The organism is Nocardioides malaquae (assembly GCF_015070385.1).
Lineage (GTDB): Bacteria > Actinomycetota > Actinomycetes > Propionibacteriales > Nocardioidaceae > Nocardioides > Nocardioides malaquae.
The window spans coordinates 31,678-55,603 of record NZ_JADCSA010000010.1; the positions used below are offsets into that span (position 1 = coordinate 31,678).

The window sequence follows — 23,926 nt, forward strand, 5'->3', positions numbered from 1 at the left end:
CCTCGGTAAGTCGCTCGTTCCGACTGTGACCTCGGCGACCCGGAGGAGCCCCTCCGAGCAAGCGTCAGCCGGCCTCGTCGGTGTCGCCGGGGTCGGTGTCGCCGGGGTCGGCGTCGTCGTTCACCTCGCGGCACTGCTGCCCGAAGTCGTCGAGGAGACGGCGCCCCACGGCGCTGGTCGAGAAGTAGCAGTCACCGGCGGACATCATCGCGTGGTAACTGCGGCGGCCGTTGACGTCGTAGAAGGCCTTCCTCGCACCGCCCAGCAGCGCGAGGTGCTGCTCGGCCATCGCCGAGGCACGCTGGGGGTCAGTGCCGCGGGGCAGCTCCACCGCGACGAAGTCCTCGATGACCTGGACTCCCGCCCCCGGCGCTGCGGAGTCGCCCAGCTGGCGGAAGAGCCGGCGGTCCTTCGGCCCCGGGAAGCCGGTGGTGGCGCCCAACGACCACCGGGGCGCACGACGCGTCTCGACCCGCCATCCGGCCCTCTCGATGTCGCCGTGCTCCTGCTCGAGACGCGTCAACGTCTCCAGCACCCGCTCGGCCCCGTCGCCGGGGCGCGCGGGCATCGGGGTCACCGTGAAGGTGGTCTCGACGTGGGGCCAGTTGGTGACGTCCTGGGTGTTGACATCAGCGCTCACGACCCCCTCCGGCAAGACCTCTGCGGCCCGGTCCAGGGCCTCCTCGACCGCAGTGACCTCCGCGTCCGGCTTGAAGCTGCGCAGGTGGACGACGTCGTCACCGAGGCGGACGGTCACGTCTCCCTCCTCCTGGTCATGGGTGCTGGAGAACGCCTCGTAGGCCCGCACGACCACCGCGACGGCGTCGGACGTCTCGGCCTCTTCCGTCATCTCGACCTCGATCGCGACCTTCGCCGAATCCAGCACGATCGGACCGGCGTAGTCGAGCTTGACCTGCGCCACGCCGGGCAGCGCCGCCAGGTCGCTGCGCAGCCGATCGGCGTCGGCCGAGTGGTCGGCGCCGGCGCACCCCACCAGCACGGCCGCCAGGGCGCCGAGTCCGACAGGTCCGACGAACAGGCGTGAGGTCTTCATCGCCCCAGCGTGGAGGATGCGTGCTCCGCTGTCATGGGCTCGCCTACTCAGGCTCGCTCGCGGCTGAACCGCCGGTGCAGCGCCAGCGCTCGCAACGCCGAGGCGATGGCCACCAGGTCGACGACCTCCTGCAGCAGCGCTCCCGCCACCGCCGGCAGGTGGCCGAAGGCCGCCACGAGCATGAGTCCGATCGAGATCACGATGCCCAGCCAGATCGACTGCAGGGCGATCGACACGGTGCGGCGCGACACCTCCATCACGTCGGCCACCCGCCCCACGTCGTCGGAGGTGACGACGGCAGAGGCCGACTCACTGGCCGCCGTCGCGCCACGCCCCGCCAGAGCGATCCCGACATCGGCAGCGGCGAGCACCGGCGCGTCGTTGATCCCGTCACCGACCATCAACACCGGACGCGGACGCAACGCACGCACGATCTCGACCTTGCCCTGCGGCGTGGTCTCGGCGTGCACGCTGTCGGAGCCCCCAGCGATGCCCACCTCGCCGGCCACCGAATCGGCCGTCGAGGTGACGTCACCGGTGACGAGCACGAACTGGGTGACCCCGGCCGTACGCATCCGCGCCACCGTCTGCGCTGCGTGCGGGCGCACCGGGTCCGACAGCACGACCACACCCGCGAGCTGGTCGTCGAGGGCGACGTAGACGGCCGTCTCCCCCGCGGTGAGCGTGGGCCGCTCCACCCGTCCCACGACCTCCTCGACGAAGGCGGGCTTGCCGACGCGGACCTGCCTGCCGTCGGTCAGGGTGGCGCGTACGCCGTTGGTGGCGACCTCCTCGGCCGAGGCGACGTGCGGCAGCTCCTGCCCCGCCCGCCGGACCGCGTCGATGATCGGTTGGGCGAAGACGTGCACCGAGTGCTGCTCCGCGGCGGCGGCCAGCAGCAGCGTCTCCTCTTCCGAGCACGCCCCGGGGTGGACCGTGGCGACGACAGGCTTGCCCTGGGTCAGGGTGCCCGTCTTGTCGAAGGCTGCCGACCGCACCCGCGACAGGGTCTCGAGGGTGCCGCCCTCCTTGATGATGACGTTGATCCGGGCCGCCGAGCTCATGCCGCCGAGGAAGGCGATCGGCGCCGCGATGAGCAGCGGGCAGGGAGTGGCGACGACGAGCACCTCGGCGAACCGCACCGGGTCGCCGCTGAGCCACCAGGCCAGCCCGGCGATGGCCAACGACACCGCGGTGAAGGGGACGGCGTAGCGGTCGGCCAACCGGATCATCGGCGCCCGGGACCCCACGGCCTCCTCGACCAGCTGCACGATCGTCGCGTACTGCGACTCCTGCGCGGTCCGCGTGGCCCTCATCGTGAAGGTCTCGGTGCCGTTCGTGGTGCCCGACAGCAGAGCGGCACCAGCGGCGTACGAAACCGGCAGCGGTTCGCCGGTGACCGACGACTCGTCGATCGAGGCGCGAGGCGAGAGCAGCACACCGTCGACGGGCAGGATCTCCGAGGAGCGCACCAGCAGCTCGTCGCCGACCTCCACCTCCGCCACCGGGACCTGCACGACGTGGCCGGTGCCGGGGTCGATGCGTTGCGCGAAGACCGGCGCCCGGTTGAGCAGGGTGTCCAGCGCCCGGCTGGCGCGGCGCCCGGCCCAGGCCTCCAACGCCTCGCCCCCGGTGAGCATGACCGCGATGATCAGCCCCGCGACGTACTCCTCGACCGCCAGCGTCGCGCCCATGGCGACCAGCGCCAGGATGTCCAGGCCCCAGTGGCCCGACATGAGGTCGCGGACCATGTCGACGGCGGTCGCGACGATCACCACGCCGAGGACGACGACGGCGACCGCAGCCAGGGCGGTCGGTTGGCCGAGGGCCCACAGCGCGACCCCGGCCACCAGGCCCAGGACCGCGAGGATTGTCAGTGCCCGCTGGAACCGGTAGGCAGCAGAGACCTCAGGCACGCCCCGGCCCCGCCGGCCGGTGGCCGCATTGATGCCGTAGCCACGTACGTACGCTCCTGGCACGGGGGCACTCCTCACGACTGACGTGGTCGCTCGCCACGCCGTGGCTGACGCTACCGGCGACGGACGGCCACGTGAGGCACGGCCGGAGGAATCGGGTGGGTGCGGGGCGTGCCGAAGCGGTGGGCGGTGATCGAGACGGCCTGCTCACGCAGGAAGGTCAGCAGCTCGACCCGGCCCGCAGAGACGACCTCACCGGCGAAGACAGCCAGGGCCGGTGACCCGTCGGTCGCCTCGGCCAGATCGGCTGCCAGCTCTGCCCGGTCGGCGGAATCCGCGACGAGACGGATGCGACCACCCTGCTCGGCCAGCTCGCGGGCGCACGCCCGCCACCCCTCCCGGTCGTCGTGGCGGAGGTCGGCACCCACCGCACGCAGGTGTGCCTGCACGGAGGCGGGCAGCGCCGCGGCCACGCTCACCGTCATCGGCGACCCGGCCCGTGCGCCAGCGGCCACGAGGCGTACGAGCTCGACGACCCGGGTGCCCTCGAAGCGCAGCGTGACGGGCACCGGGTGGTGACGCAGCGCGTTGTGCTCGGCCGTCAGGCCGGTGCGGTCGCGTACGACGCCGAACTCCTCGGCCCACGCCACCACGTCGGTGTGCAGCGCCCCGGCCAGCCAGCCCAGGTCTGCCTCACTGGCGCCCGCCGCCCGGGCGGCGACAAGCGCCGTACGGCTCACCGGGTCCGTGGGTTCCTGCGCCTCGACCGGGCGGTCGGCCCACGACCCCAGACCGACGAGGTAGTGGGGTCCACCGGCCTTGGCGCCCGGGCCCACGGACGACCGCTTCCAGCCGCCGAAGGGCTGGCGCTGCACGATGGCACCGGTGATGCCGCGGTTGACGTAGAGGTTGCCGGCCTCGACGCGCGCCAGCCAGGTGGCGATCTCGTCGTCGTCGAGGGAGTGCAGTCCGGAGGTGAGGCCGAAGTCGACCTGGTTGACGAGGTCGATGGCCTCGTCGAGGGTCTCGGCGGTCATGATGCCGAGCACGGGCCCGAAGTACTCGACCCGGTGGAACTCCGACCCGGGGCGTACGCCCTCGCGCACGCCGGGGCTCCACAGGTCACCGGAGGGGTCGAGGCGCCGCGGCTCCAACACCCACCTCTCCCCCGGCCCGAGAGTGGTGAGCGCCCGCAGCAGCTTGCCTTCCGCGGGCCCGATGAGCGGCCCGACCTGGGCGGTCTCCTCCCACGGGCGACCGACCGTCATCGAGGAGACGGCGTCGACCAGCTGCCGGCGGAAGCGCTCCGAGGTGGCCACCGTGCCGACGAGCACGACCAGGGACGCGGCGGAGCACTTCTGCCCGGCGTGGCCGAAGGCGGAGAGGGCGACGTCCTTCGCGGCCAGGTCGAGGTCGGCGCTGGGCGTCACGACGATCGCGTTCTTGCCGCTGGTCTCGGCGAGCAGCGGCAGGTCGCGTCGCATGGAACGGAAGAGCTCGGCGGTCTCGTAGGCGCCGGTGAGGATGACGCGGTCGACACTGGGATGGGCGATGAGCTGGGACCCGAGGTCGCGCTCGCTGACCTGGACGTACTGCAGGACGTCGCGAGTCACCCCGGCGTCGTCGAGCGCGGCCCACAACGCCTCGACCATCACGGCACCGCTGCGCCTCGCCGGCCCGGCGGGCTTAATGACGACGGGCGATCCAGCCGCCAGAGCAGAGAGGGTGGAGCCGGCGGGGATGGCGACCGGAAAATTCCAGGGCGGAGTCACCACCGTGAGCCGGGCGGGCACGAAGTCCGCTCCCTCGACCGTCTCGAGCTGCCGGCCGGCCTCGGCGTAGTAGTGCGCGAAGTCGACGGCCTCGCTGACCTCGGGGTCACCCTGCTCGAGCACCTTGCCGCACTCCGATCCCATCACCTCGAGCAGCTCGGCGCGACGGGACTGGAGGGCGTCGCCGGCGGCGTGCAGGATCTCGGCGCGACGGTCGGCACCGAGGTCGCGCCACACCTGCCCGGCCGCCACGGCGCGGGTCATCACGGCGTCGAGCTCCTCGGCGGTGGTGACGACACCCTCCTCGGCGGTGCGCACCCCCAGGTCGGAGTCGGCCATCCGGGCGCGGATGTCGGCTCCCCACGCCCGGTTGGCCGCAACGGAGGTGTCGGTGTCCGGCGTGTTGACGAACGTGTCGCGTCGCGCGGGCGTTGAGGCCTGCGTGCGGTCCTGCGTGCGGTGCGGTGGCGGGGGCGAGTCGGGCACCAGGTCGAGGGAGGCGAGGAACCGGTCGCGCTCGCGCTCGAACAGTTCCTGCGAGTGGTCAAGGTCGAAGACCGCGGACATGAAGTTGTCCTGGGACGCTCCCTCCTCGAGGCGTCGGACCAGGTAGGCGATGGCGACGTCGAACTCGCGTGGGTGCACCACCGGCGTGTAGAGCAGGAGCGAACCGACGTCCTGGCGTACGGCCGCTGCCTGCGCCGTCGCCATGCCGAGCAGCATCTCGACGTCGACACCCTCGGCGCAGCCGCGGCGCTGGGCCAGGAGCCACGCCAGCGCGACGTCGAAGAGGTTGTGTCCGGCGACCCCGACGCGCACCGCGTGCGTGTGCTCGGGTCGCAGCGCGTAGTCGAGGACGGCCTTGTAGGAGGCATCGGTCTCCTGCTTGGTGGCCCAGGTGGCGAGTGGCCAGCCGTGCAGCTCGGCGTCAACCCTCTCCATCGGCAGGTTGGCGCCCTTCACCACCCGGACCTTGATCGGCGCTCCCCCGGCAGCAACGCGTGCGGCCGCCCACTCCTGCAGCTCGACCATGACGGCGTACGCGTCGGGCAGGTAGGCCTGCAGCACGATGCCGGCCTCGAGGTCACGGAGCTCCGGGCGGTCGAGGAGGGTGCGGAAGACGGCGAGGGTGAGGTCGAGGTCCTTATACTCCTCCATGTCGAGGTTGATGAACTTGGCGCCGCCAGGCGCACCCTGCGCCTCGCGATAAAGCGGCAGGAGGGCCTCGACCGCGTCGGCGACCGCCTGGTCGAAGGACCACGGGCTGTGGGGGGCGACCGTCGAGGAGACCTTGATCGAGACGTAGTCGACGTCGTCGCGAGCCAGGAGGCGCCGGGTGCCAGCCATGCGCCGAGCCGCCTCCTGCTCCCCCAGGATCGCCTCGCCGAGCAGGTTGACGTTGAGGCGGACCCCGGGCTGCCCGGCCCTGATCCGACGGATCGCCGAGGCGAGCCGGCGGTCGGAGGCGTCGATGACGAGGTGGCGCACCATGCGACGCAGCGCCAGCCGGGCGGCAGGGACGACGACCCACGGCAGGACCCGGCCAACCACGGCGCCGGCCCGCACAGCGGTGCGCAGCGGCCGGGGCAGGAATCGGGGGGTGAGCGGGACGAGTGTGGCGAGGTTGCGAGCAGCGGCGACCGCATCCTCAGGCCGGATGACTCCGTCGACGAAGCCGACGGTGAAGGCGAGTCCGTGGGGGTCCTTGAGCACGTCGGCCAGGCGCTGTGCCGCGGGATCGACCGGTTCGCCGCGGCTCACGTCCAACCATTTCCGCACCAGGGCGATTGCCTCGGGGGCGAGTTGTCGGAGCTCGTCGTCCACGCTGCTTGCGTCCTCTCCTCGTGGGCATCCGGATCGCTCACGCTTTCCCTCGAGTGTCACGCGTCACACACCAGGACGGAAGGGCGATTCGGGCGTTCAACGCACCTCGCCGCCGACCCGATGGGCCGGCGGCGAGGCACGAGGTCAGGACCCCGAGCGTGGCAGCGTCACTTGATGAAGAGCAGCTCGCGATACTTCGGCAGCGGCCAAGCGGCGTCGTCGACCTCGGTCTCGAGCGTGTCGGCGTACCCACGCGCCTTCTCCATGAGCGGACGGATCACCGTCGCGCAGTGCTCCATGTGAGCCTTGGTGTCGGCGAAGTCGTGGCGCTCCAGCTCGGCCGAGAGCTCGCCGACCGTGGCCAGCAGGAGGTTGGCGTTCTCGGCGATGACCTTCACCTGGGTGGCGTCGAACGACGCACCCAGCGACTCCACCGCCGTGAACGTCGTGGCGAGCTCGGAGGCGTACTTCAACGCGGCCGGGTAGATGACCGTCTTCGCCAGGTCGATGACGAGCTTGGCCTCCACCGCGATCGAGTTGATGTACTGCTCGGAGTAGACCTCGTAGCGCGAGTTGAGCTCGACGGCCGAGAGCACCCCGGTCGACTCGAAGAGCTCGACCACGTCGGGCTCGGTGAAGACGGGCAGGGCGTCGGCGCTGGTGGGCAGGTTGCGCAGGCCACGCTCAGCGACCGCCGCCTCGTGCCACTCCGAGGAGTACCCGTCGCCACCGAAGACCGCGGAACCGTGGACCTCCATCAGTTCCTTGAGCACGACGGCAACCGCCTCGGCGTGCGTCTTGCCCTGACCCAGCTGGACCTCCAGCTGGTCAGCGATCCAGTTGAGGGACTCGGCCAGCATCGTGTTCATCGCGACGAGCGGCCCCGAGACCGACTGCGAGGAGCCGACGGCACGGAACTCGAAGCGGTTGCCCGTGAACGCGAAGGGCGAGGTGCGGTTGCGGTCGCCCGGGTCGCGCTTGAAGTTGAGGATCTGCGACAGGCCGAGGTCCATCTCGCCACCGTCACTGGAGACGGAGATCTTGCCGTTCTTGATGTTTTCGAAGACGGCCTCGAGCTGGTCACCCAGGTAGACCGAGAGGATGGCCGGCGGGGCCTCGTTGGCGCCGAGGCGATGGTCGTTGGAGGCGGTCGCGATCACGGCACGCAGCAGCGGGCCGAACTTGTGGACGCCGCGGATCACGGCGCCGCAGAAGAGCAGGAAGTTGAGGTTGTGCTCGGGCGAGGTGCCGGGGTCGAGCAGGTTGCCCTGGGTCTCGTTGCCCACCGACCAGTTGACGTGCTTGCCCGAGCCGTTGAGGCCGGCGAACGGCTTCTCGTGGAGCAGGCAGAGGAAGCCGTGCTCGGCAGCCGTGGCCTTGAGCGTGGTCATCACGATCTGCTGGTGGTCGGCCGCGATGTTGGCGGTCTCGTGGTAGGGCGCGATCTCGAACTGGCCGGGCGCCACCTCGTTGTGGTGGGTCTTGGCCGGGATGCCGAGGCGGTAGAGCTTGTCCTCCACGTCTTGCATGAAGTTCTGGACCCGCTCGGGGATGGCGCCGAAGTAGTGGTCGTCGAACTCCTGGCCCTTCGCCGGCGGCGCGCCAAAGAGCGTACGCCCGGCGAGCAGGAGGTCGGGGCGACGCGTCGCGAGGTGCTCGTCGACGAGGAAGTACTCCTGCTCGGGGCCACAGCTGGCGTTGAGCGGGGCGATGTCGGTCTCTCCCATGAGCGTCAGCACCCGGCGCGCGGCGGCGTCCATGGCAGCGTTGGAGCGCAGCAGGGGGATCTTCTTGTCGAGCGACTCACCGGTCCAGGACATGAAGACACTGGGGATCATGAGCGTCGCGCCGTTGGCGGTGCGCTTGATGTAGGCGGGGCTCGTCGGGTCCCACGCGGTGTAGCCACGCGCGGCGTTGGTCATGCGCAGGCTGCCGTTGGGGAAGGAGGAGCCGTCGGGCTCGCCCTTGATGAGCAGGCTGCCGGTGAACTCGGTGATCGCGTGGCCGTCACCGTTGGTGATGATGAAGCCGTCGTGCTTCTCCGCGGTGATGTTGGTGAGCGGGAAGAAGACATGGGAGAAGAACTTGGCGCCCTTGCTCATCGCCCAGTCCTTCATCGCCGCGGCGACGATGTCGGCGGTCGCGGGGTCGAGCGGTTCACCGGTCTGGACGGTCTTCTTGACGGCCTTGAAGGCGTTCTTGGAGAGCGCCTCCTCCATCTTGGCCAGGTTGAAGACGTCGGTGGCCCAGGTGTCGCAGAGCGGCGTGATCTCCTCGGTCCCGGCAGCGGGACGGTTGAGCACCTCGGTGATGGCCTGGCTTCGCACTTCGTTGGCAGTCATGTTCCAGCTCGCAATCGTCGATGTTCGATGGCGGCGAGCCTAGGAATCTCCTGTTAGCCGGAAACGCACCTTGTGTTTCAGCCGTGTAAACGTCGAAGAAGTTTGTGCAGGTGTGACTGACCGAGCGGATACCCGTGAACGAAAGACGGACACCCGGGGCCCTTGCGTTCGAACTGGCGTTCGACTACGTTGGGCGTAGGTCGTCACTCAGGACACCGGCTCCCGCTCGCGTGGGGGATCCGGAGACGGTGGCGCCAGTTGCGAGGGTGACGTGATCGTCCGGGGTGTCCGGGCCTCCAGGAGCAACGACGTGCAGACCGCTGTGGGGCGGTGTCGTCGAGGCGTGCTGGGGGTGGGTCGGGTGTCGCGAGTGTTGGCTGCGTGTGCGGTGATCGAGGCCGAGCTGAAGTCGTTGGCCGAGGTGAACCCGATCTTCATGAGCACCGAGGAGAAGGCCGAGGCCCTGAAGCGCTCGGCGGCCCTGGAGAGCCAATTGACGGAGCTGCGGTTGCGGCTGATGGCGTCCTCGCAGGACGTGGCCGAGGCCCAGGGGTTCCACTCGGTTGCGCCGTGGCTGGCCCACCACACCCATGTACGCCGCGCCGACGCCGCGACCGACCTGAAGCTCGCGGTCGCGCTGGAAGAGCTGCCGGTGCTGGCAGCCGGGCTGCGGGAGGCACGGGTCAACGTGGCTCAGGCGCGCGTGATCGCTGGCGCGTTGGGTGAGCTACCGGACGGCATCGAGCCCGAGGTCGCGGCGCTCGCGGAGGCCGAGCTCGTGCGACTCGCCGAGGCCCACGACCCGGCCGACCTGGCCAAGCTCGGGCGCCGGATCCTGGAGCTGGTCGACCCACAACGGTTCGAGGACGAAGAACGCCGCAAGCTCGAAGAGGCCGAGAAGCACGCCGCTGAGAAGCAACGCCTGAAGATGCGGGCCCTGGGCGACGGACTCACTCGCATCTCCGGTGTCATCCCGGATGCGGTCGCAGCACGGTTGTCGACCTACCTGCACGCCTTCACGAACCCGCGGCTGTCCGACGGCGCGGTCCGCCGTACCACCGATGCTCAAAGCGACACCGAGAAGCAGGGAACCGGGCAGCAGGGCACCGGGCTCGTGGTCAACCACCCGCGTCGGCTCGCCGAAGCGTTCGGACAACTGCTGGAGACCCTCGACCCGACCCGGCTGCCGCTCCATGGCGGGGACGCCACCAACGTCACCGTCACCATCAGCTTCGACGCGTTGAAGACCGGTCTCGGGGTCGCGTCGCTGGACAACGGCACCCCCGGGGACGGGTTCGACACCCTCACCGCCGCCCAGGCCCGCCGGCTCGCGTGCAACGCCCGGATCATCCCCGCCGTGCTCGGCACCGCCTCCGAGGTCCTGGACCTCGGCCGCGGCGCCCGGTTGTTCACCAAAGCCCAACGACGGGCCCTGCTGCTACGGGACAAGACCTGCCGCGCCGAGGGATGCACGATCCCCGGCACCTGGACCGAAGCCCACCACCTCATGCCCTGGTCACACGGAGGAATGACCGATCTCGACAACGCACTGCTGCTCTGCTCGAAGCACCACCACCGCGCCCACGACGACACCTACGACATGACCCGACTCGCCTCCGGCGACTACCGCTTCCACCGACGGAGGTAGGACATGCATCCGTTTCTCAGGCGATCAGCTGCTGGCCGGATAGCGAACGTGGCCGTGCTCAACCACCGCGCCCTCGGAGGGTTCATGCACCGAGGTCCTGCCGTCGTGCGCCAGGTGGAGGACCTGCGTCCCGTGCACCAGGGTCAGGACATCGGAGATCAGCCGTCTGTGGCAGCGCCACCAGACCGACTCGCTGCACATCAACAACGTGGCCTGCCGCGCCGCCCGCTGCGGTGGTGGCGCGGAGAGCACGGCACGCAGGCCCTGCGCGAACTCCTCGCTGCGCGTGTGGGCGGCGTAGGCGCGGAACGCCTCCACGCGCCACCAGGCGTCGGCGTCAGGATCCACGTCGGGACCTTTCGGCAAGCGCCTGCGCCCGCCCAGTCGCGGCTCCCAGACGTAGTCGACGCCAGCAGCAGCAAGCCACCCAGCCATTGCCTCCGAACCAACGTCGGCGTTGCGTCGACTGCCTGGGAAACGGCGTACGTCCACGACCCGACCCACGCCGGCCCCGAGGAAGAGAGCGGTCAGGCCTTCTCGACCCGCAGTCCCGTGACCAGCAGTCAGCACTCGATGCACCCGTCTCTCCTGCCCCCGGGCGCGCGAGTTCACACCGACGCCGAGGCCCGGGATCGAGCTCCGCGGCGCTATCGTCGTGCGGTGCTCGACACCCGCCCCCGCCGTACGTTCGCCGTCATCAGCCACCCGGACGCCGGTAAGTCCACCACCACCGAGGCGCTCGCACTCCACGCGCGGGCCATCAACGAGGCCGGTGCGGTGCACGGCAAGGGCGACCGGAAGGCGACCGTCTCCGACTGGATGTCGATGGAGAAGGCGCGCGGAATCTCCATCACCTCCGCCGCGCTCCAGTTCGACTACCGCGACCACGTGATCAACCTCGTCGACACCCCCGGTCACAGCGACTTCTCCGAAGACACCTACCGCGTGCTCTCCGCCGTGGACTCGGCCGTGATGCTGGTCGACGCCGGAAAGGGCCTCGAGCCCCAGACCCTCAAGCTCTTCCGGGTGTGTGCGCTGCGCGGCATCCCGGTCATCACCGTGATCAACAAGTGGGACCGCCCGGGCCTCTCGCCGCTCGAGCTCATGGACATGATCGAGCGGCAGATCAAGATCCGGCCCACTCCCCTGACCTGGCCCGTCGGCGAGGCGGGCGACTTCCGCGGAGTCCTCGACCGGCGCAACGAGGAGTTCATCAAGTACACCCGGACTGCCGGTGGCGCCACCATTGCCCCCGAGCAGCGGCTGGGCGCCGACGACGTCAGCGACGATGACCGCCTTGTCTGGGAGCAGGCGGTGGAGGAGCACGAGCTGCTGGCGCTCGACGACGCCGACCACGACCAGGAACGGTTCCTGGCCGGGGAGACCACCCCCGTGATGTTCGCCTCCGCCCTGCTCAACTTCGGTGTCGGCCAGCTGCTCGACCTGCTGCTCGAGCTCGCCCCGGCCCCCGGGCCCACGGAGGGAGTCGACGGCACGGTGCGTCAGCCCACCGACGACTTCAGCGCCTTCGTCTTCAAGGTCCAGTCAGGTATGAACAGCGCCCACCGCGACCGGCTCGCGTACGCCCGCATCGTCTCCGGCGAGTTCGAGCGCGGCATGGTGGTGACCCACGCCGGCACGGGACGCCCGTTCGCGACCAAGTTCGCCCAGACCGTCTTCGGCCGGGAGACGACGTCGGTCGAGCACGCCTACCCCGGTGACATCATCGGCCTCGTCAACGCCAACGCGCTCCGGGTCGGCGACACGATCTTCACCGGCCCCAAGATTGAGTACCCCAAGGTGCCGTCCTTCGCGCCCGAGCACTTCATGACGGTGAGCGCCGGCGACATCGGTCGCTTCAAGCAGTTCCGCAAGGGCATCGAGCAGCTCGACCAGGAAGGCGTCGTCCAGGTCCTGCGTTCCGACCTCCGCGGCGACCAGAACCCCGTCCTCGCCGCGGTGGGGCCGCTGCAGTTCGAGGTCGTCGAGGACCGGATGGTCAACGAGTTCAACTCGCCCGTCCGCTTCGCCCGGCTCGACTACCAGGTGGCTCGCCTCACCGACCCCGCGGGCGCCGAGGCCCTCAAGGGGATGCGTGGCTGCGAGGTGCTGCAGCGCAGCGACGGCACCCACGTCGTGCTCTTCACCGACAACTGGCGTGCCAACGCCACCGCCCGGGACAACCCCGAGATCACGCTCGAGGCGTTGCCGGCGGGCGGCGCGTAGCAGCGCCGGGACGTCAGCGCCCTGGCACGAACTGCGTGCCAGCAACGCCGGCCACCGCGTCCGTCAACCGCTCAAGAGCAGCGATGACTGCTCGGCGACCGGGGGCGCCACGCACGAAGTCGGCACAGGCCTCCACCTTGGGTGCCATCGAGCCGGCCTCCAGCTCCAGCACCTCGGCCTCCGCGACCGAGAGACGTTCCAGCAGCCGCGCTGAGGGCGTACCGAAGTCGGCCATCACGCCATCGACGTCGGTCAGGACGACCAGGGCGTCGGCCTCGACGCGGTCGGCCACGATGGCCGCGACGAGGTCCTTGTCGACGACCACCTCGACGGGCTCGTAGAACTCACGCGTGTCCCCATGGCCCGTGTCCCCGTGTCGCAGCAGCGGCACCCCGCCGCCCCCGCCCAGCACCACGACGTAGCCGTCGCTCGCCAGACGTCGAGCCGCCGGGACGTGCAGCACGTCGACCGGAGTGGGCGACGGCACCACCCGGCGCCACCCGGCACCGTCGGGCCTCACCGCCCAACCCCGATCCGCTGCCAAGGCACGCGCGGTCCCCTCGTTGACGACCCGACCGATCGGCTTGCGCGGGTCGTCGAACGTCGGGTCGTCACCATCGACCACCACCTGCGTCACCAACGCCACCGCGTCGCAGCCGTGGTCGAGCAACGCCTGCTGGATCCACGACCCGATCAGCCCCTGGGTCTCTGCCACCAGGTCACCCAACGGGTAGGGGCGACTCACGGCCGGGTCGGCGCCACTCTCCATCGCCAGCAGTCCCACCTGCGGTCCGTTGCCATGCACCAGCAACACCTCGTGGTCGGCAGCCAGCGCGGCGATCGCCCACGCGACGGGACGGAGCCGACGACGTTGGATCTCCGGCTCCACCGGCTCCCCACGACGCAGCAGAGCGTTGCCTCCGAGCGCCACCACGATTCTCATGGCTCACCCTCGCAGTCTCAGCAGCTGCAGCGCCACCCCGACCTCGACCACCTGCTCCGCCACCGGCCGCGGCATCATGGCATCGGCCCTGGCCAGGCGCCGCAGGACACTGTTGCGGTGGGCGAAGAGGGCACCAGCCGTGGCCGAGGTGTTGCACTGGTGGCGCAGCCAGACCCGCAGCATCTCGTGGTCCTCGTCCGAAGCGTCGGCGAAACGTCCGAGCGTCGCGCGGACGAATTCCTGTGCCCGATCCGGGTCGCCTGCCAGCAGACCCAAGAGGTGCACGTCGGTGTGCCGAGTCAGCACTGGGCAGTCGACCATGCGGCCGGCCAAGCGTTGCGTGGCCGTCGCGTCCACGTGGCTCCTACGAAAACCGTCGACGCCCTTGCCCGGTCGGCCGACCGCGATCCGCACTCCGGGCCAGTCGGCAGACGCCAGGTCGAGCGCGCTGGCATGCGGCGACCATGCCGTCGGCAACCACAGCCACCACGTCGCCGCAGAGGGGCGGACCACGAGCCGGCGGGTGACGCCCGCCGCACGCGCCACCGCGTCGGCGGCGGCCGCCAGGACGGTCGCACTGCCCGCCCCCGCGTGCTCCTGCTCGGTCCACAGCACGACCGCGGTGTGGGGACCCAGCAGGCTGTGGCCCAACCGCCGCTCCGCACGCTCCCGGGGGCCGGGCACTCCCTCGAGAAGCTGAACCACCGCAGCCAACCGCTCGGCATCGGAACCCCGCGTCAACGCATCGCGCTCCTCCTCCACAGCCCGGAGCGTCTCCTTCTGGAGGTCGCCGATGAAAGTCGAGATGGAGACTGACGAAACGTCGAGGAGCGGGTGCAGCTCACGCACGTCAGAGGTCAACTGGAAACAGCCGAACATCCACATCCGCCACGCCACCGACTGAGCCGCCCGGAAGGCGTCGACGGCGAACGTCTCCAGCCCTCGGCGCACGAGGTCCCGGGTAAGCAGGAGCGCGTCGTCGCTCAGCTCGGCACGCACCCGCTCGGCGGGTCGGTGCACGTTGGCGGCCGCCCACTGGCGCAGGTTGGCGGCGTTGGCCACCGACGCCGCCGCGACGAGGTCACGGTCGAGTGAGACCGATGAGGCAGCGATGCCGCTGAGGGTGGCGTCGGTCATCGACGCCAGCAACTCGTTCGGTTGCGCCAGGGCGAACTCAGCCCCCAGACGGAACAACTCCTTCACGCGGTCGTCGACGACCGGCCACTCACCCATCATGCGCACACCTTGCACCACGAGCCACCCCAGGTGTGTGCATTTGGACCTGTTGCTCACGTGCCATGGCACGCCACTGTGGCCCTGGCACGAGAGATGAGCTCCGTGCGCAGATGTGGCACACCAAAGGAGACCACCGTGGAAGAGCTCGACGTGCTCGTCGTGGGGGCCGGACTCTCGGGTCTCGGCATGGGGCGGTGGTTGCGGGTGCACCACCCTCGGCGGACCTTCGCGATCCTCGAGGCACGAGGCGCCACGGGTGGCACCTGGGACGTGTTCCGCTACCCCGGCGTCCGGTCCGACTCCGACATGTACACCCTCGGCTACGGCTGGCGTCCGTGGCGCCGGCGGGAGTCGATGGCAGCCGGCAGCGACATTCTCGACTACCTGCGCGAGACCGCGGCCGAGACGGGCGCCGACGCCCACGTGCGGCTGCACCACCGCGTCGTGAGCGCCGACTGGGACTCGGCCACCGCGCGGTGGCGGGTGGATGTTGCCGTGGGGAACCCGCAGGAGGGTCCGACCACGTCCCGGACGTTCCACGCCCGATGGCTCTTCAGCGCTGCCGGCTACTACCGCCACGACCAGGGCCACGATCCCGTCTTCGTGGGCCGCGACGACTTCGCGGGTGAGGTGGTGCATCCCCAACTCTGGCCCGAGGACTTCACCCACTCGGGCAAACGGGTCGTGGTCATCGGGAGCGGAGCCACCGCCGTGACGCTCGTGCCGGCCTTGGTCAGAGGACCCGAAGCGGCCAGCCACGTCACGATGCTGCAGCGCACCCCGACGTACGTCACCTCCCTGCCACAGGTGGACACCAGCGCCCTGTGGATCCGCCGCCTGCTGGGTGAGCGACGCGGCTTGGCGGCAGTGCGTCGACGCAACATCGCCTACGCGCACTGGATGTGGGAGAGAGCGAGGCGTGACCCCGAGGGCACACGCCGCCGCCTTCGCGCCGAAGCCCGGCGAGCCCTCCCGTCGGCACTGGACGTCGACATCCACTTCAATCCACCCTACGACCCGTGGGACCAACGGTTGTGCCTCGTTCCCGACGGCGACCTCTTCCGGGCGCTCTCGAGCGACAGGGCCGCCGTGGTCACCGACCACGTCGATCGTTTCACCCGCACCGGGGTGCGGTTGGCCTCCGGCACGCACCTCGACGCCGACGTGATCGTCACCGCGACCGGACTGGAGTTGCAGTTCGTGGGCGGGGTCGACCTACGCGTCGACGGGGTAACCGTCGATCCCGGCCAGCTGCTCACCTACCGCGGGGCCATGCTCAGCGGCGTACCGAACTTTGCCTTCGCGCTCGGGTACACCAACGCGTCCTGGACGCTGAAGGTTGACCTGGTCTGTGAGTTCGTCTGCCGCCTCCTCGAGCACATGGACGCCAGTGGCCACGCGGTCGTGCGGCCGTTGCCCGACCCGGACACGCCACGACGCCCGACGGAGTTCGCTGCTGGGTACGTCCGGCGTGCGCAAGGCCGCATGCCGGATCAGGGCGAGGCCTACCCGTGGGCCGGCGTCACAGGCTTCCGTCAGGACCGGCGACTACTCGACGAGCAGCCGTTGGTCGATCGTCACCTGCACTTCTCCGCCGCGCCGCCTGCCGAGCCCCGCGTCGCAACCCGCCTCGTGGAGGTGGCCCGATGAGCGCCATCGAGACATCCCCGCTCACCGCCGGGCAGAGCTCGGTGGCCGGACAGCACCCGGACGACCGCTACGCACCCACCCCGGACGGCCGGCGGATCTGTTACCGCGTGGAGGGCTGGAACGAGGGCCCAGTCGTCGTGCTGGTGGCCGGGCTGCTCCAGGACCTGCTCAGCTGGCCCGACGGTTTCCTCGACGCCCTGGTCGACCAAGGGCTGCGAGTCGTGCGACTCGACAACCGCGACGCCGGGCGCAGTACGCCCGGGGACCGGCCTCCCCCCAGCCTCTGGCAACAAGTGCGTGGGCGCGCGCGGGATGATGCGTACGCCCTCGAGGACATGGCCGACGACGTGGTGGCGGTGCTCGACCACCTGCAGGTGCCCGCAGCCCACGTGGTGGGGATGTCGATGGGCGGCATGGTGGCGCAGTGCCTCGCGGCCCACCACCCCGGCCGCGCGCTGAGCCTGACGTCGCTCTGGTCGACCACCGGTGCTCGGGACGTCGGTGGCATGGACCCGTCGACGCGCCGGCTGATGCTCCAGCGACCTCCGCGCGATCGTGGTGAGTCGGTGCTGCGTCACGTCCAGTTCATCCGGCACATGGCCGGCTCCCGGTTCGGCGTCGACGCCGCGGCCGAGAGGATCTTGGGCTGCGAGACCTGGGACCGCGCAGTGGCCCACGGACCCGAGGCGGCCCTGCGTCAGATCCAGGCCATCGCGGCCTCAGGGGACCGCACCGACGACCTGCGGCGCATCACGGTGCCCACCCTCGTCGTGCACGGCGACCGCGACCTCGTCGTCGATCCGAGTGGTGGCCGGGCAACGGCTGAGGCAGTGCCGGGAGCCCGGCTGCTGGTCGTGCCAGGTCTGGGTCATCACCTCTCCCCGAGCGTGGCCGAGCCCTTGGGGCAGGTGATCGGGGCACACGTACGGGGCGAGGAGCCCGACGTGCCCACGCTGTTGAGCTCGATCAGCGGGCTGGCCCAGCCGGTGCACACGGACCGGGAAGCGACCGGGCGTCGGACCTGGGGCGCCCGGGCGGTGGTCACCGGTGCCGGCAGCGGGATCGGTCGCGAGATCGCCCTGGAGTTGGCCGCCCGAGGTGGCCGAGTCGTCTGCGCCGACACCGACGCCTCAGCCGCCGAGGCGACGGCTGAGGAGGTGCGCGGGCGGGGCGGTCGTGCCATCGCGGTGCAGGTCGACGTCACCTCGGAGCACTCCGTTCGGGCCCTCGCCGATGTCTGTGTCGGTTGGTTCGGTGCACCGACGCTCGTCGTGAACAACGCCGGCGTGGGGACAGCAGGCCGTCGGGTGGGCGAGACTCCCGTGCACACCTGGCGACGGGCCACCGAGGTGAACCTGTGGGGCGTGGTGCTCGGCTGTGAGATCTTCGTGCCCCTGCTGCGACGCACGGGCGGTCCTCGCGGCGTGATCAATGTCGTGAGCGCCGCTGGCTACACCGCCTCGCCGGGGATGGGTGCCTACAACGTCGGCAAGGCAGGTGCGCTCGCACTCTCCGAGACGTTGGCCGCCGAGTTCGCCCGGGGCGAGCCGGGGGACGACGAACTGGCCGTCTCGGTGGTCTGTCCCACGTTCGTGGAGACCGGGATCGTCGACGGCGAGCTGATGGACGAGACCTCGGCGGCCTACGTACGGGAACGAGCCGCCGCGCTCGGCACCACCGCTGCCGACGTCGCCCGGACCGCCCTGGACGAGCACGACCGCGGCACCCTCTACGTCTTCCCCTCTCGCGACGCCCGGCGCTACTGGCGCCTGAAGCGTCTCCTACCCACCGTCTACCCCCGCCTCGCGGCGCGGGCCACGCCAGGAGCGACCATGCAGCAACTCGACAGCGACCGCCCCGCCAGCACCTCCTCTTCCACGCGCACCATGCGTACCCCCCGCTCACCACTGTCGGTGCGACTGCCGGGCCCGGTGCAACCACGTCAGTCGTTGGGTGCGCTGCTTGCCGGCCCGGTCGTGCTGGGCGTCCTCGCCGGGTTGGCACTGGGGTGGGCCGGTCCGGCGTACTGGATGGTGCAGGTGCTTGCCGTCGTGCTGACACCCGTGGGCGTCGTGAAGATGGGCGCGCGCGCCGCTGTGGGGCCGGCACTCCTGGGGGGTCTCGTCTTCGGCGTCGCGATCCTGGCCGTGCGAGCCCTGACCGGCTGGCCGGACGCCACGGACCTCGGGATGGATCCCGTGTTCCTACCTGTCGTCACCGCGACCGTGGGCGGCCTGCTGGGCGCGTGGGGCGGAGCACGCAACGCCCGCGCATGAAGCCGCCGTCGCCGGGTAGAAGAACGGGGTCCAGCGAGCCGTTTCCCCCAGGAGTTGAACATGTCTGTCCACGCCATGACGACCAGCCACCCCGAACCGGTGGGGGTCGACCCGGTACTCCTCTCGGCGGCGGTCCGAGCAGCGTCCGTCTGCGCCCAGACCTGCACGGCGTGTGCCGACGCCTGTCTGGCCGAGGACATGGTGGCGGAGATGCGCCGCTGCATACGCACCGACCTGGACTGCGCGGACATCTGCGCCGCCACCACCCGGATCCTGTCGCGCCAGAGCGCATGGAACGTCGACATCGTGAAGGCGGTGCTGGAGGCCTGCATCAGCATCTGCGAGACCTGCGCCGACGAGTGCGCCGAGCACGCCGAGATGCACGAGCACTGCAAGGTCTGCGCCGAGGCCTGCCGACACTGCGCCCAGGCGTGCCGGGAGCTGCTCGCCACCCTGTGAGGTCGTGACCTGTGACGCCGTGAGACCGAAGAACTTGGGCTCGCTGGTCAGGCGTCGAAGCCAGGTCCGCGAGCGAGCCTGATGGGCCCGCCGGCGTCGACCGTCACGGTGTGACCCTTCTGCGTCACCGTGAGCTCACCCCGCGCCGCGAGGTCTCCGGCGACGGCCCTCACCCGCGGCATCTCCTCGCGCCACGCCTCGCCCCCGACCACCCGGGCGACGTCACTGGGACAGATCGACTTGCCGTCGCGCTTGCGCAGCAGGGCCCGGATGGTCGCGGTGATCCGGACGGTGCGCGCCTCGTCGGTCGGCGCTTCCCACCACGGGTGACCCCGCTCGCCCAGCGCAACCTTGGCGTCCTGCACCCGACCACGCGCGGCCACCTTGGCCTGCTCGTCCGTGGTCCGCACGGCGCGCCGGGCCGACATCAGCTCGTCGACGAGCTCCTGTCGCAGCGCCTCCGGGATGGCGGGGTCGGAGGCGCGCCACCGGCGGCCGTCGACGACCACGTGACGGCCGTCCTCCGTACGCTCGACCTCCGCAGAATCCGGCACCTCGCCACCCTAGCCATGGGCCACCACGGCGGGGCTACGGTGGCTGGATGACCGACTCCACCACTGCCCCTGACATGTCCCACCTCTCCCGCCTGGCCGAGCAGCTGGCCGCGGCGCACCGCCCCGGTGACCCCGTCGTGCTGCCCACGGTCTGGGACGCCTGGTCGGCCCAGGTCGCCGTCGACGCCGGGTTCGAGGGGCTCACCGTCGGCAGCCACCCGATGGCCGACTCCATCGGTCGCCCCGACGGCGAAGGCATGACGTTCGACGAGGTGACCACCCGCGTCGCCCAGATCACCGGTGCCGTCGACGTGCCCGTCTCGGTCGACGTGGAGGCCGGCTACGGCCTCGAGCCGGCCGCCCTGGTGCAGGGCCTGCTGGCCGTCGGCGCCGTGGGCCTCAACATCGAGGACACCGTCCACTCCGAGGGCGGGCGGCTGCGCAGCGCCGAGGAGCACGCGGCGTACGTCCAGGGGTTGCGCACCGCCGCCGACGCCGCCGGGGTCCCGGTGGTCATCAACGCCCGCACCGACTGGTTCAAGGGCCAGCACGGCGACGAGGCCACCCGGGTGGAGGACGCCATTTCCCGGATGCAGCTCTGCGCCGAGGCCGGGGCGAGCGCCCTCTACCCGGTCAGCTTCCACGACGAGGAGACCCTGACCCGGCTCTGCCGCGAGCTGCCGCTTCCGGTCAACGCGATCGCCCGACCCGACGTCGACGACCTGGAGATGTATCGCCGTGCGGGCGCGGGCCGGATCAGCTTCGGCCCGACCTGGCAGATGGCGCTGGCCAAGGTCTCCGGCGAGTGGTTGGCGCGCTGGCGCTGACCGTGCCGTGACCCCGCACCGAGCATCCCCTCCGAGGGTTCAGGCAGCCCACTTCGGGGCATGACCCTGCCGTGCCCGACCTGCCTGATCCCGACGACTACGACCGGCTCTCCCTCAACTGGAACGAGTTGATCCAGGAGGTGCGGGTCATCCAGACCGGCGTGCAGATCCTCACCGGATTCCTGCTCACGGTGCCCTTCACCCAGCGGTTCGGCGAGCTGAACGACCTTCAGGTCGGCGTCTACCTGGCCGTGCTCTCGGGAGCCGCAGCCACCACCGCCTTGGTCATGGCGCCGGCAGCCTTCCACCGGATGCTCTTCCGCCGCGGCGCCAAGCTGTGGACCGTCGAGGCCGGCAACAAGTGCGTGATCGCCGGCCTCAGCCTGCTCGCCCTCACCTTGTCGGGCGTGCTCTTCCTGGTCTTCGACGTCGTGCTCGGCGTCGGCACCGCCGCCCTGACGGCGGGCACGGCCCTGGTCGTCTTCGCGCTGCTGTGGTGGGTGGTGCCGGTGAAGCTCCGCAAGCGCTGGCCGGTGGAGTGACCGGCCACACGTCCTTGACAGAGCGCGTGTGGCCTCAGAAGGCCAGCGGGGGCTCCGCTGCGACCACCACACCGGTGACCCTCGCGCCCTCGGCAAGCCACGTGGCGCCGTGGTCGGTGAAGAGTGCTCGTCGGCCGACGTCGAGACCCAGCACCCCCACCAGCACCCGGTCGCCGTCACGCACGACCACCATCTCCCCGCGGGCCGCTCGCCTGACGGGCTGGGTGAGCAGCACGGTGCCCGGCCCCCAGCCGCGGCTGGCGAACTCCCGTCCGTCGACCACGACGGCACCGTCGAGCTGCGGTGCCCGGCCTGCGCGGCGCTCGGGAGGCAGCACCCGCACCGGGTCGTCCTCCCAGAGCGGGAGCTGCGAGGCATCACGCGTCGAACGCATGTTCGACATCGTAGCGGGAGGCGAACTGAGAGCCGAGGCGGTTAGCCCGGGTTCGGACCGGGTAACGAGAGGCCATGGCTGCTAAGAAGACACAGAAGAAGCTTCCGTACACGATCCCCGGCCTGGACGACGCAAGCGCCAGCCGCCTGATCGAGATCCTCCAGATGCGCCTCCACGCGCTCAACGACCTCCAGCTCACGCTGAAGCACGTGCACTGGAACGTCGTCGGTCCGCACTTCATCGCGGTGCACGAGATGATCGACCCGCAGGTCGACCAGGTCCGCGCCATGGCCGACGACACCGCCGAGCGCATCGCCACCCTCGGTGGCGCGCCCAACGGCACGCCGGGTGCGCTGGTGAAGGCCCGCGAGTGGGACGACTACTCCGTCCTGCGCGCCGGCACGCAGGAGCACCTCGCTGCGCTCGACGTGGTCTACCAGGGCGTGATCAGCTCGCACCGCGACGCGGTCGAGGAGGTCGGCGACCTCGACCCGATCACCGAGGACCTCCTCATCAGCCAGGCCAGTGACCTCGAGCTCTTCCACTGGTTCGTCCGGGCCCACCTGGAGGACCAGGGCGGCAACATCTCAACCAGCAAGTGACGCGGGGAGCCGACGGTGTACTCCGACTCCAGGCCCTGCGCGGAGTGCGGGGCCGAGGTGGAGCTGCGGGCGAGGACCACTCCCCCGGCACCCGACTCGGGTGATCACCCCGTCGGCCCCGGCCACGTCGTCGGCGGCGCCGACGACACCGTGGACATCCGGGTCTGCACCAACCCCGACTGTCCGACCCACACGTCCGAGACCACACCGTGAGCCCGCGCGACCGGGCACTCAGCACCGAGGAGACGTCATGACCGAAGAGCAGCAGAGCCAGCCCGACCACGAGGCTCCCGTCGGCGGCGACCCCCAGGACGACGACAAGGGCGCCGCCGAGACGCCCCACACGTCGCCCAAGGAGGACAAGGCCGACCAGGAGAGCGAGCAGTCCTTCCCGGCCAGCGACCCGCCGGCCAACTACTGATGCCTCGCTACGGCGCCCGACCACCCGGTCGGGCGCCGTTGCCGTCCCCGACCACCCCTCGACCCGGAGCCACCATGCCCTTGGACCTGACTCGACGCTCCGTCGCGGTCGCCCCCGAACTGCTCGGGTGCCTGCTGACGAGCCGTACGCCCGACGGCGAGGTGACCGTCGCGCTCACCGAGGTGGAGGCGTACGAGGGGGCTGACGACCCCGCCTCCCACGCGTTCCGCGGTTCCACGCGGCGCAACGCGGTGATGTTCGGTCCAGCGGGCCACGCCTACGTCTACCGCTCGCACGGGATCCATTGGTGCCTCAACGTCGTCACCGGCCCCGACGGTGTCGCCAGCGCCGTCCTCCTGCGAGCGGGACAGGTCGTCGACGGCCAGGACCTGGCCCGCTCGCGACGGGGTGCGGATGTCGCCGAGCGGGCCCTGGCCCGGGGGCCGGGCAACCTCGCCCGGGCCCTGGGGCTGACAGGAGAGGACGACGGCACCCCGCTGGACGGCCCCCGGCTCCTGCTCGCGCCGGCACCGTCCCCGCCCAGTGAGGTGACCTCCGGACCGCGCGTCGGGGTGACCCTGGCCGCCGACGTGCCGTGGCGGTGGTGGGTGGCCGGCGAGCCGTCGGTCTCGGCCTACCGTCGCTCGCCCCGGGCCGTCCCCGTCGGTGCGTCGGGGTCGGATACCCTCCCGGCATGCCGCTGATCGCGCCGGACGCGCTGCGCCTGCTCGCCGCCGGCAGCGTGGTCGCAGCGTCCGTGACCGACGGCTGGGTGGGCTTCGCGCTGATGCTCCTCGTGCTGGGCGGTTGCATGGTGCCCCGCGGGTGGGGGTTCCCGGCGTGGTTCGATGCGCTCTTCTGCGCTGCCCTGGTGGGCGCGGGTTGGGCGGCCCTCCTCGACTACTACGAACGCATCGACTGGCTCGACCTCGTCGTGCACGCGTTCGTGACCGGCCTCATCGGCGCCGCTGTGGCCGTGCTCGTCGACCGGGTGGGTGTCCTCGACCCGAGCGCCGCGCGTCGTCGCGCCGCGACCACGCTGGGCGTGGTGGCCACCACCTCGGCGATCGCCCTCGCAGCGCTCTGGGAGATCGGCGAGTGGCTGGGCCACACCTTCGTCGACGACCGTGTCCAGGTCGGCTACACCGACACCGTCAGCGACCTGCTGGCCGGGTGCGTCGGCGCGGTGCTCGCCGCGGGCGTGGTGGCCGTCAGCCTGCACCGGGGCGACGTGTGAGCC

General features: G+C 70.9%; 21 protein-coding genes. 12 read left to right on the forward strand and 9 right to left on the reverse strand.

Annotation, left to right across the window (positions count from 1 at the left end):
* Positions 1 to 64 precede the first annotated feature (64 nt).
* The 4 genes from IEQ44_RS11055 to IEQ44_RS11070 form a co-directional block, all read right to left on the reverse strand.
* A complete protein-coding gene (locus IEQ44_RS11055) occupies positions 65 to 1,054 on the reverse strand; it encodes a hypothetical protein (RefSeq protein WP_193638526.1) in 990 nt (329 codons plus the stop codon).
* A 47-nt stretch (positions 1,055 to 1,101) separates the two neighbouring features.
* The gene (locus IEQ44_RS11060) at positions 1,102 to 3,033 is read right to left on the reverse strand and encodes a heavy metal translocating P-type ATPase (RefSeq protein ID WP_319804621.1); all 1,932 of its coding nucleotides are present in this window, start codon (positions 3,031 to 3,033) and stop codon (positions 1,102 to 1,104) included.
* Between the two features lie 50 nt (positions 3,034 to 3,083).
* Positions 3,084 to 6,566, reverse strand: coding sequence for a bifunctional proline dehydrogenase/L-glutamate gamma-semialdehyde dehydrogenase (locus IEQ44_RS11065; protein ID WP_193638527.1), 3,483 nt, complete (start codon positions 6,564 to 6,566; stop codon positions 3,084 to 3,086).
* Between the two features lie 167 nt (positions 6,567 to 6,733).
* Positions 6,734 to 8,908 (reverse strand): glutamine synthetase III family protein, encoded by a 2,175-nt coding sequence (locus tag IEQ44_RS11070; protein ID WP_193638528.1) that lies wholly within the window; start codon positions 8,906 to 8,908, stop codon positions 6,734 to 6,736.
* 271 nt (positions 8,909 to 9,179) lie between these two features.
* Here IEQ44_RS11070 and IEQ44_RS11075 point away from each other — a divergent pair, with 271 nt between their 5' ends.
* Complete coding sequence (locus tag IEQ44_RS11075) at positions 9,180 to 10,556, forward strand: HNH endonuclease signature motif containing protein (protein WP_193638529.1); 1,377 nt, start codon at positions 9,180 to 9,182, stop codon at positions 10,554 to 10,556.
* A gap of 24 nt (positions 10,557 to 10,580) precedes the next feature.
* On the opposite strand, the gene IEQ44_RS11080 is transcribed toward IEQ44_RS11075, so the two are convergent.
* Positions 10,581 to 11,135 (reverse strand): DUF488 domain-containing protein, encoded by a 555-nt coding sequence (locus tag IEQ44_RS11080; protein WP_319804622.1) that lies wholly within the window; start codon positions 11,133 to 11,135, stop codon positions 10,581 to 10,583.
* Between IEQ44_RS11080 and IEQ44_RS11085 the strand changes: the two genes are divergently transcribed.
* Complete coding sequence (locus tag IEQ44_RS11085) at positions 11,130 to 12,782, forward strand: peptide chain release factor 3 (RefSeq protein WP_193638530.1); 1,653 nt, start codon at positions 11,130 to 11,132, stop codon at positions 12,780 to 12,782. The genes IEQ44_RS11080 and IEQ44_RS11085 overlap by 6 nt on opposite strands.
* Before the next feature lie 13 nt (positions 12,783 to 12,795).
* Here the strand turns inward: IEQ44_RS11085 and IEQ44_RS11090 are convergent, their stop codons facing one another.
* Positions 12,796 to 13,725 carry an amino acid kinase family protein gene (locus IEQ44_RS11090; protein WP_193638531.1) on the reverse strand — a complete coding sequence of 310 codons (930 nt, stop codon included), beginning with the start codon at positions 13,723 to 13,725 and terminating at the stop codon, positions 12,796 to 12,798.
* A 3-nt stretch (positions 13,726 to 13,728) separates the two neighbouring features.
* Positions 13,729 to 14,979: a PucR family transcriptional regulator gene (locus IEQ44_RS11095; RefSeq protein WP_319804623.1), complete on the reverse strand. Its 1,251-nt coding sequence runs from the start codon at positions 14,977 to 14,979 to the stop codon at positions 13,729 to 13,731.
* A gap of 117 nt (positions 14,980 to 15,096) precedes the next feature.
* Here IEQ44_RS11095 and IEQ44_RS11100 point away from each other — a divergent pair, with 117 nt between their 5' ends.
* Genes IEQ44_RS11100 through IEQ44_RS11115 form a run of 3 tightly spaced genes read left to right on the forward strand, consistent with a single transcriptional unit; the run spans position 15,097 to position 19,346 of the window.
* Positions 15,097 to 16,611 carry a flavin-containing monooxygenase gene (locus tag IEQ44_RS11100; protein ID WP_319804624.1) on the forward strand — a complete coding sequence of 505 codons (1,515 nt, stop codon included), beginning with the start codon at positions 15,097 to 15,099 and terminating at the stop codon, positions 16,609 to 16,611.
* Positions 16,608 to 18,887 carry an SDR family NAD(P)-dependent oxidoreductase gene (locus IEQ44_RS16990; RefSeq protein WP_227487328.1) on the forward strand — a complete coding sequence of 760 codons (2,280 nt, stop codon included), beginning with the start codon at positions 16,608 to 16,610 and terminating at the stop codon, positions 18,885 to 18,887. The genes IEQ44_RS11100 and IEQ44_RS16990 overlap by 4 nt, the downstream gene beginning before the upstream one ends.
* A gap of 60 nt (positions 18,888 to 18,947) precedes the next feature.
* Positions 18,948 to 19,346, forward strand: a complete 399-nt coding sequence (locus IEQ44_RS11115; protein ID WP_227487329.1) for a four-helix bundle copper-binding protein — start codon at positions 18,948 to 18,950, stop codon at positions 19,344 to 19,346.
* Between the two features lie 47 nt (positions 19,347 to 19,393).
* Here the strand turns inward: IEQ44_RS11115 and IEQ44_RS11120 are convergent, their stop codons facing one another.
* Positions 19,394 to 19,900: a DUF3253 domain-containing protein gene (locus IEQ44_RS11120; protein WP_193638535.1), complete on the reverse strand. Its 507-nt coding sequence runs from the start codon at positions 19,898 to 19,900 to the stop codon at positions 19,394 to 19,396.
* A gap of 47 nt (positions 19,901 to 19,947) precedes the next feature.
* On the opposite strand from IEQ44_RS11120, the gene IEQ44_RS11125 reads away from it, so the two are divergent.
* On the forward strand, positions 19,948 to 20,727 hold the full coding sequence (locus tag IEQ44_RS11125; protein ID WP_227487330.1) for an isocitrate lyase/PEP mutase family protein: 780 nt from the start codon (positions 19,948 to 19,950) through the stop codon (positions 20,725 to 20,727).
* A gap of 71 nt (positions 20,728 to 20,798) precedes the next feature.
* Positions 20,799 to 21,269 (forward strand): DUF6328 family protein, encoded by a 471-nt coding sequence (locus IEQ44_RS11130; protein ID WP_193638536.1) that lies wholly within the window; start codon positions 20,799 to 20,801, stop codon positions 21,267 to 21,269.
* A 34-nt stretch (positions 21,270 to 21,303) separates the two neighbouring features.
* On the opposite strand, the gene IEQ44_RS11135 is transcribed toward IEQ44_RS11130, so the two are convergent.
* Positions 21,304 to 21,663, reverse strand: a complete 360-nt coding sequence (locus tag IEQ44_RS11135; protein WP_193638537.1) for a hypothetical protein — start codon at positions 21,661 to 21,663, stop codon at positions 21,304 to 21,306.
* A 74-nt stretch (positions 21,664 to 21,737) separates the two neighbouring features.
* On the opposite strand from IEQ44_RS11135, the gene IEQ44_RS11140 reads away from it, so the two are divergent.
* From IEQ44_RS11140 to IEQ44_RS11160, 5 genes are all read left to right on the forward strand, one after another.
* Entirely contained in the window at positions 21,738 to 22,265 is a 528-nt protein-coding gene (locus IEQ44_RS11140) for a Dps family protein (RefSeq protein WP_193638538.1), read from the forward strand.
* 15 nt (positions 22,266 to 22,280) lie between these two features.
* The gene (locus IEQ44_RS11145; RefSeq protein WP_193638539.1) at positions 22,281 to 22,478 is read left to right on the forward strand and encodes a hypothetical protein; all 198 of its coding nucleotides are present in this window, start codon (positions 22,281 to 22,283) and stop codon (positions 22,476 to 22,478) included.
* 37 nt (positions 22,479 to 22,515) lie between these two features.
* On the forward strand, positions 22,516 to 22,686 hold the full coding sequence (locus IEQ44_RS11150; RefSeq protein WP_193638540.1) for a hypothetical protein: 171 nt from the start codon (positions 22,516 to 22,518) through the stop codon (positions 22,684 to 22,686).
* Positions 22,687 to 22,760: 74 nt separating this feature from the next.
* A complete protein-coding gene (locus IEQ44_RS11155) occupies positions 22,761 to 23,390 on the forward strand; it encodes a DNA-3-methyladenine glycosylase (protein WP_193638610.1) in 630 nt (209 codons plus the stop codon).
* Positions 23,381 to 23,923 carry a DUF2238 domain-containing protein gene (locus tag IEQ44_RS11160; protein ID WP_193638541.1) on the forward strand — a complete coding sequence of 181 codons (543 nt, stop codon included), beginning with the start codon at positions 23,381 to 23,383 and terminating at the stop codon, positions 23,921 to 23,923. Before IEQ44_RS11155 ends, IEQ44_RS11160 begins: the two co-directional genes overlap by 10 nt.
* Positions 23,924 to 23,926 lie beyond the last annotated feature (3 nt).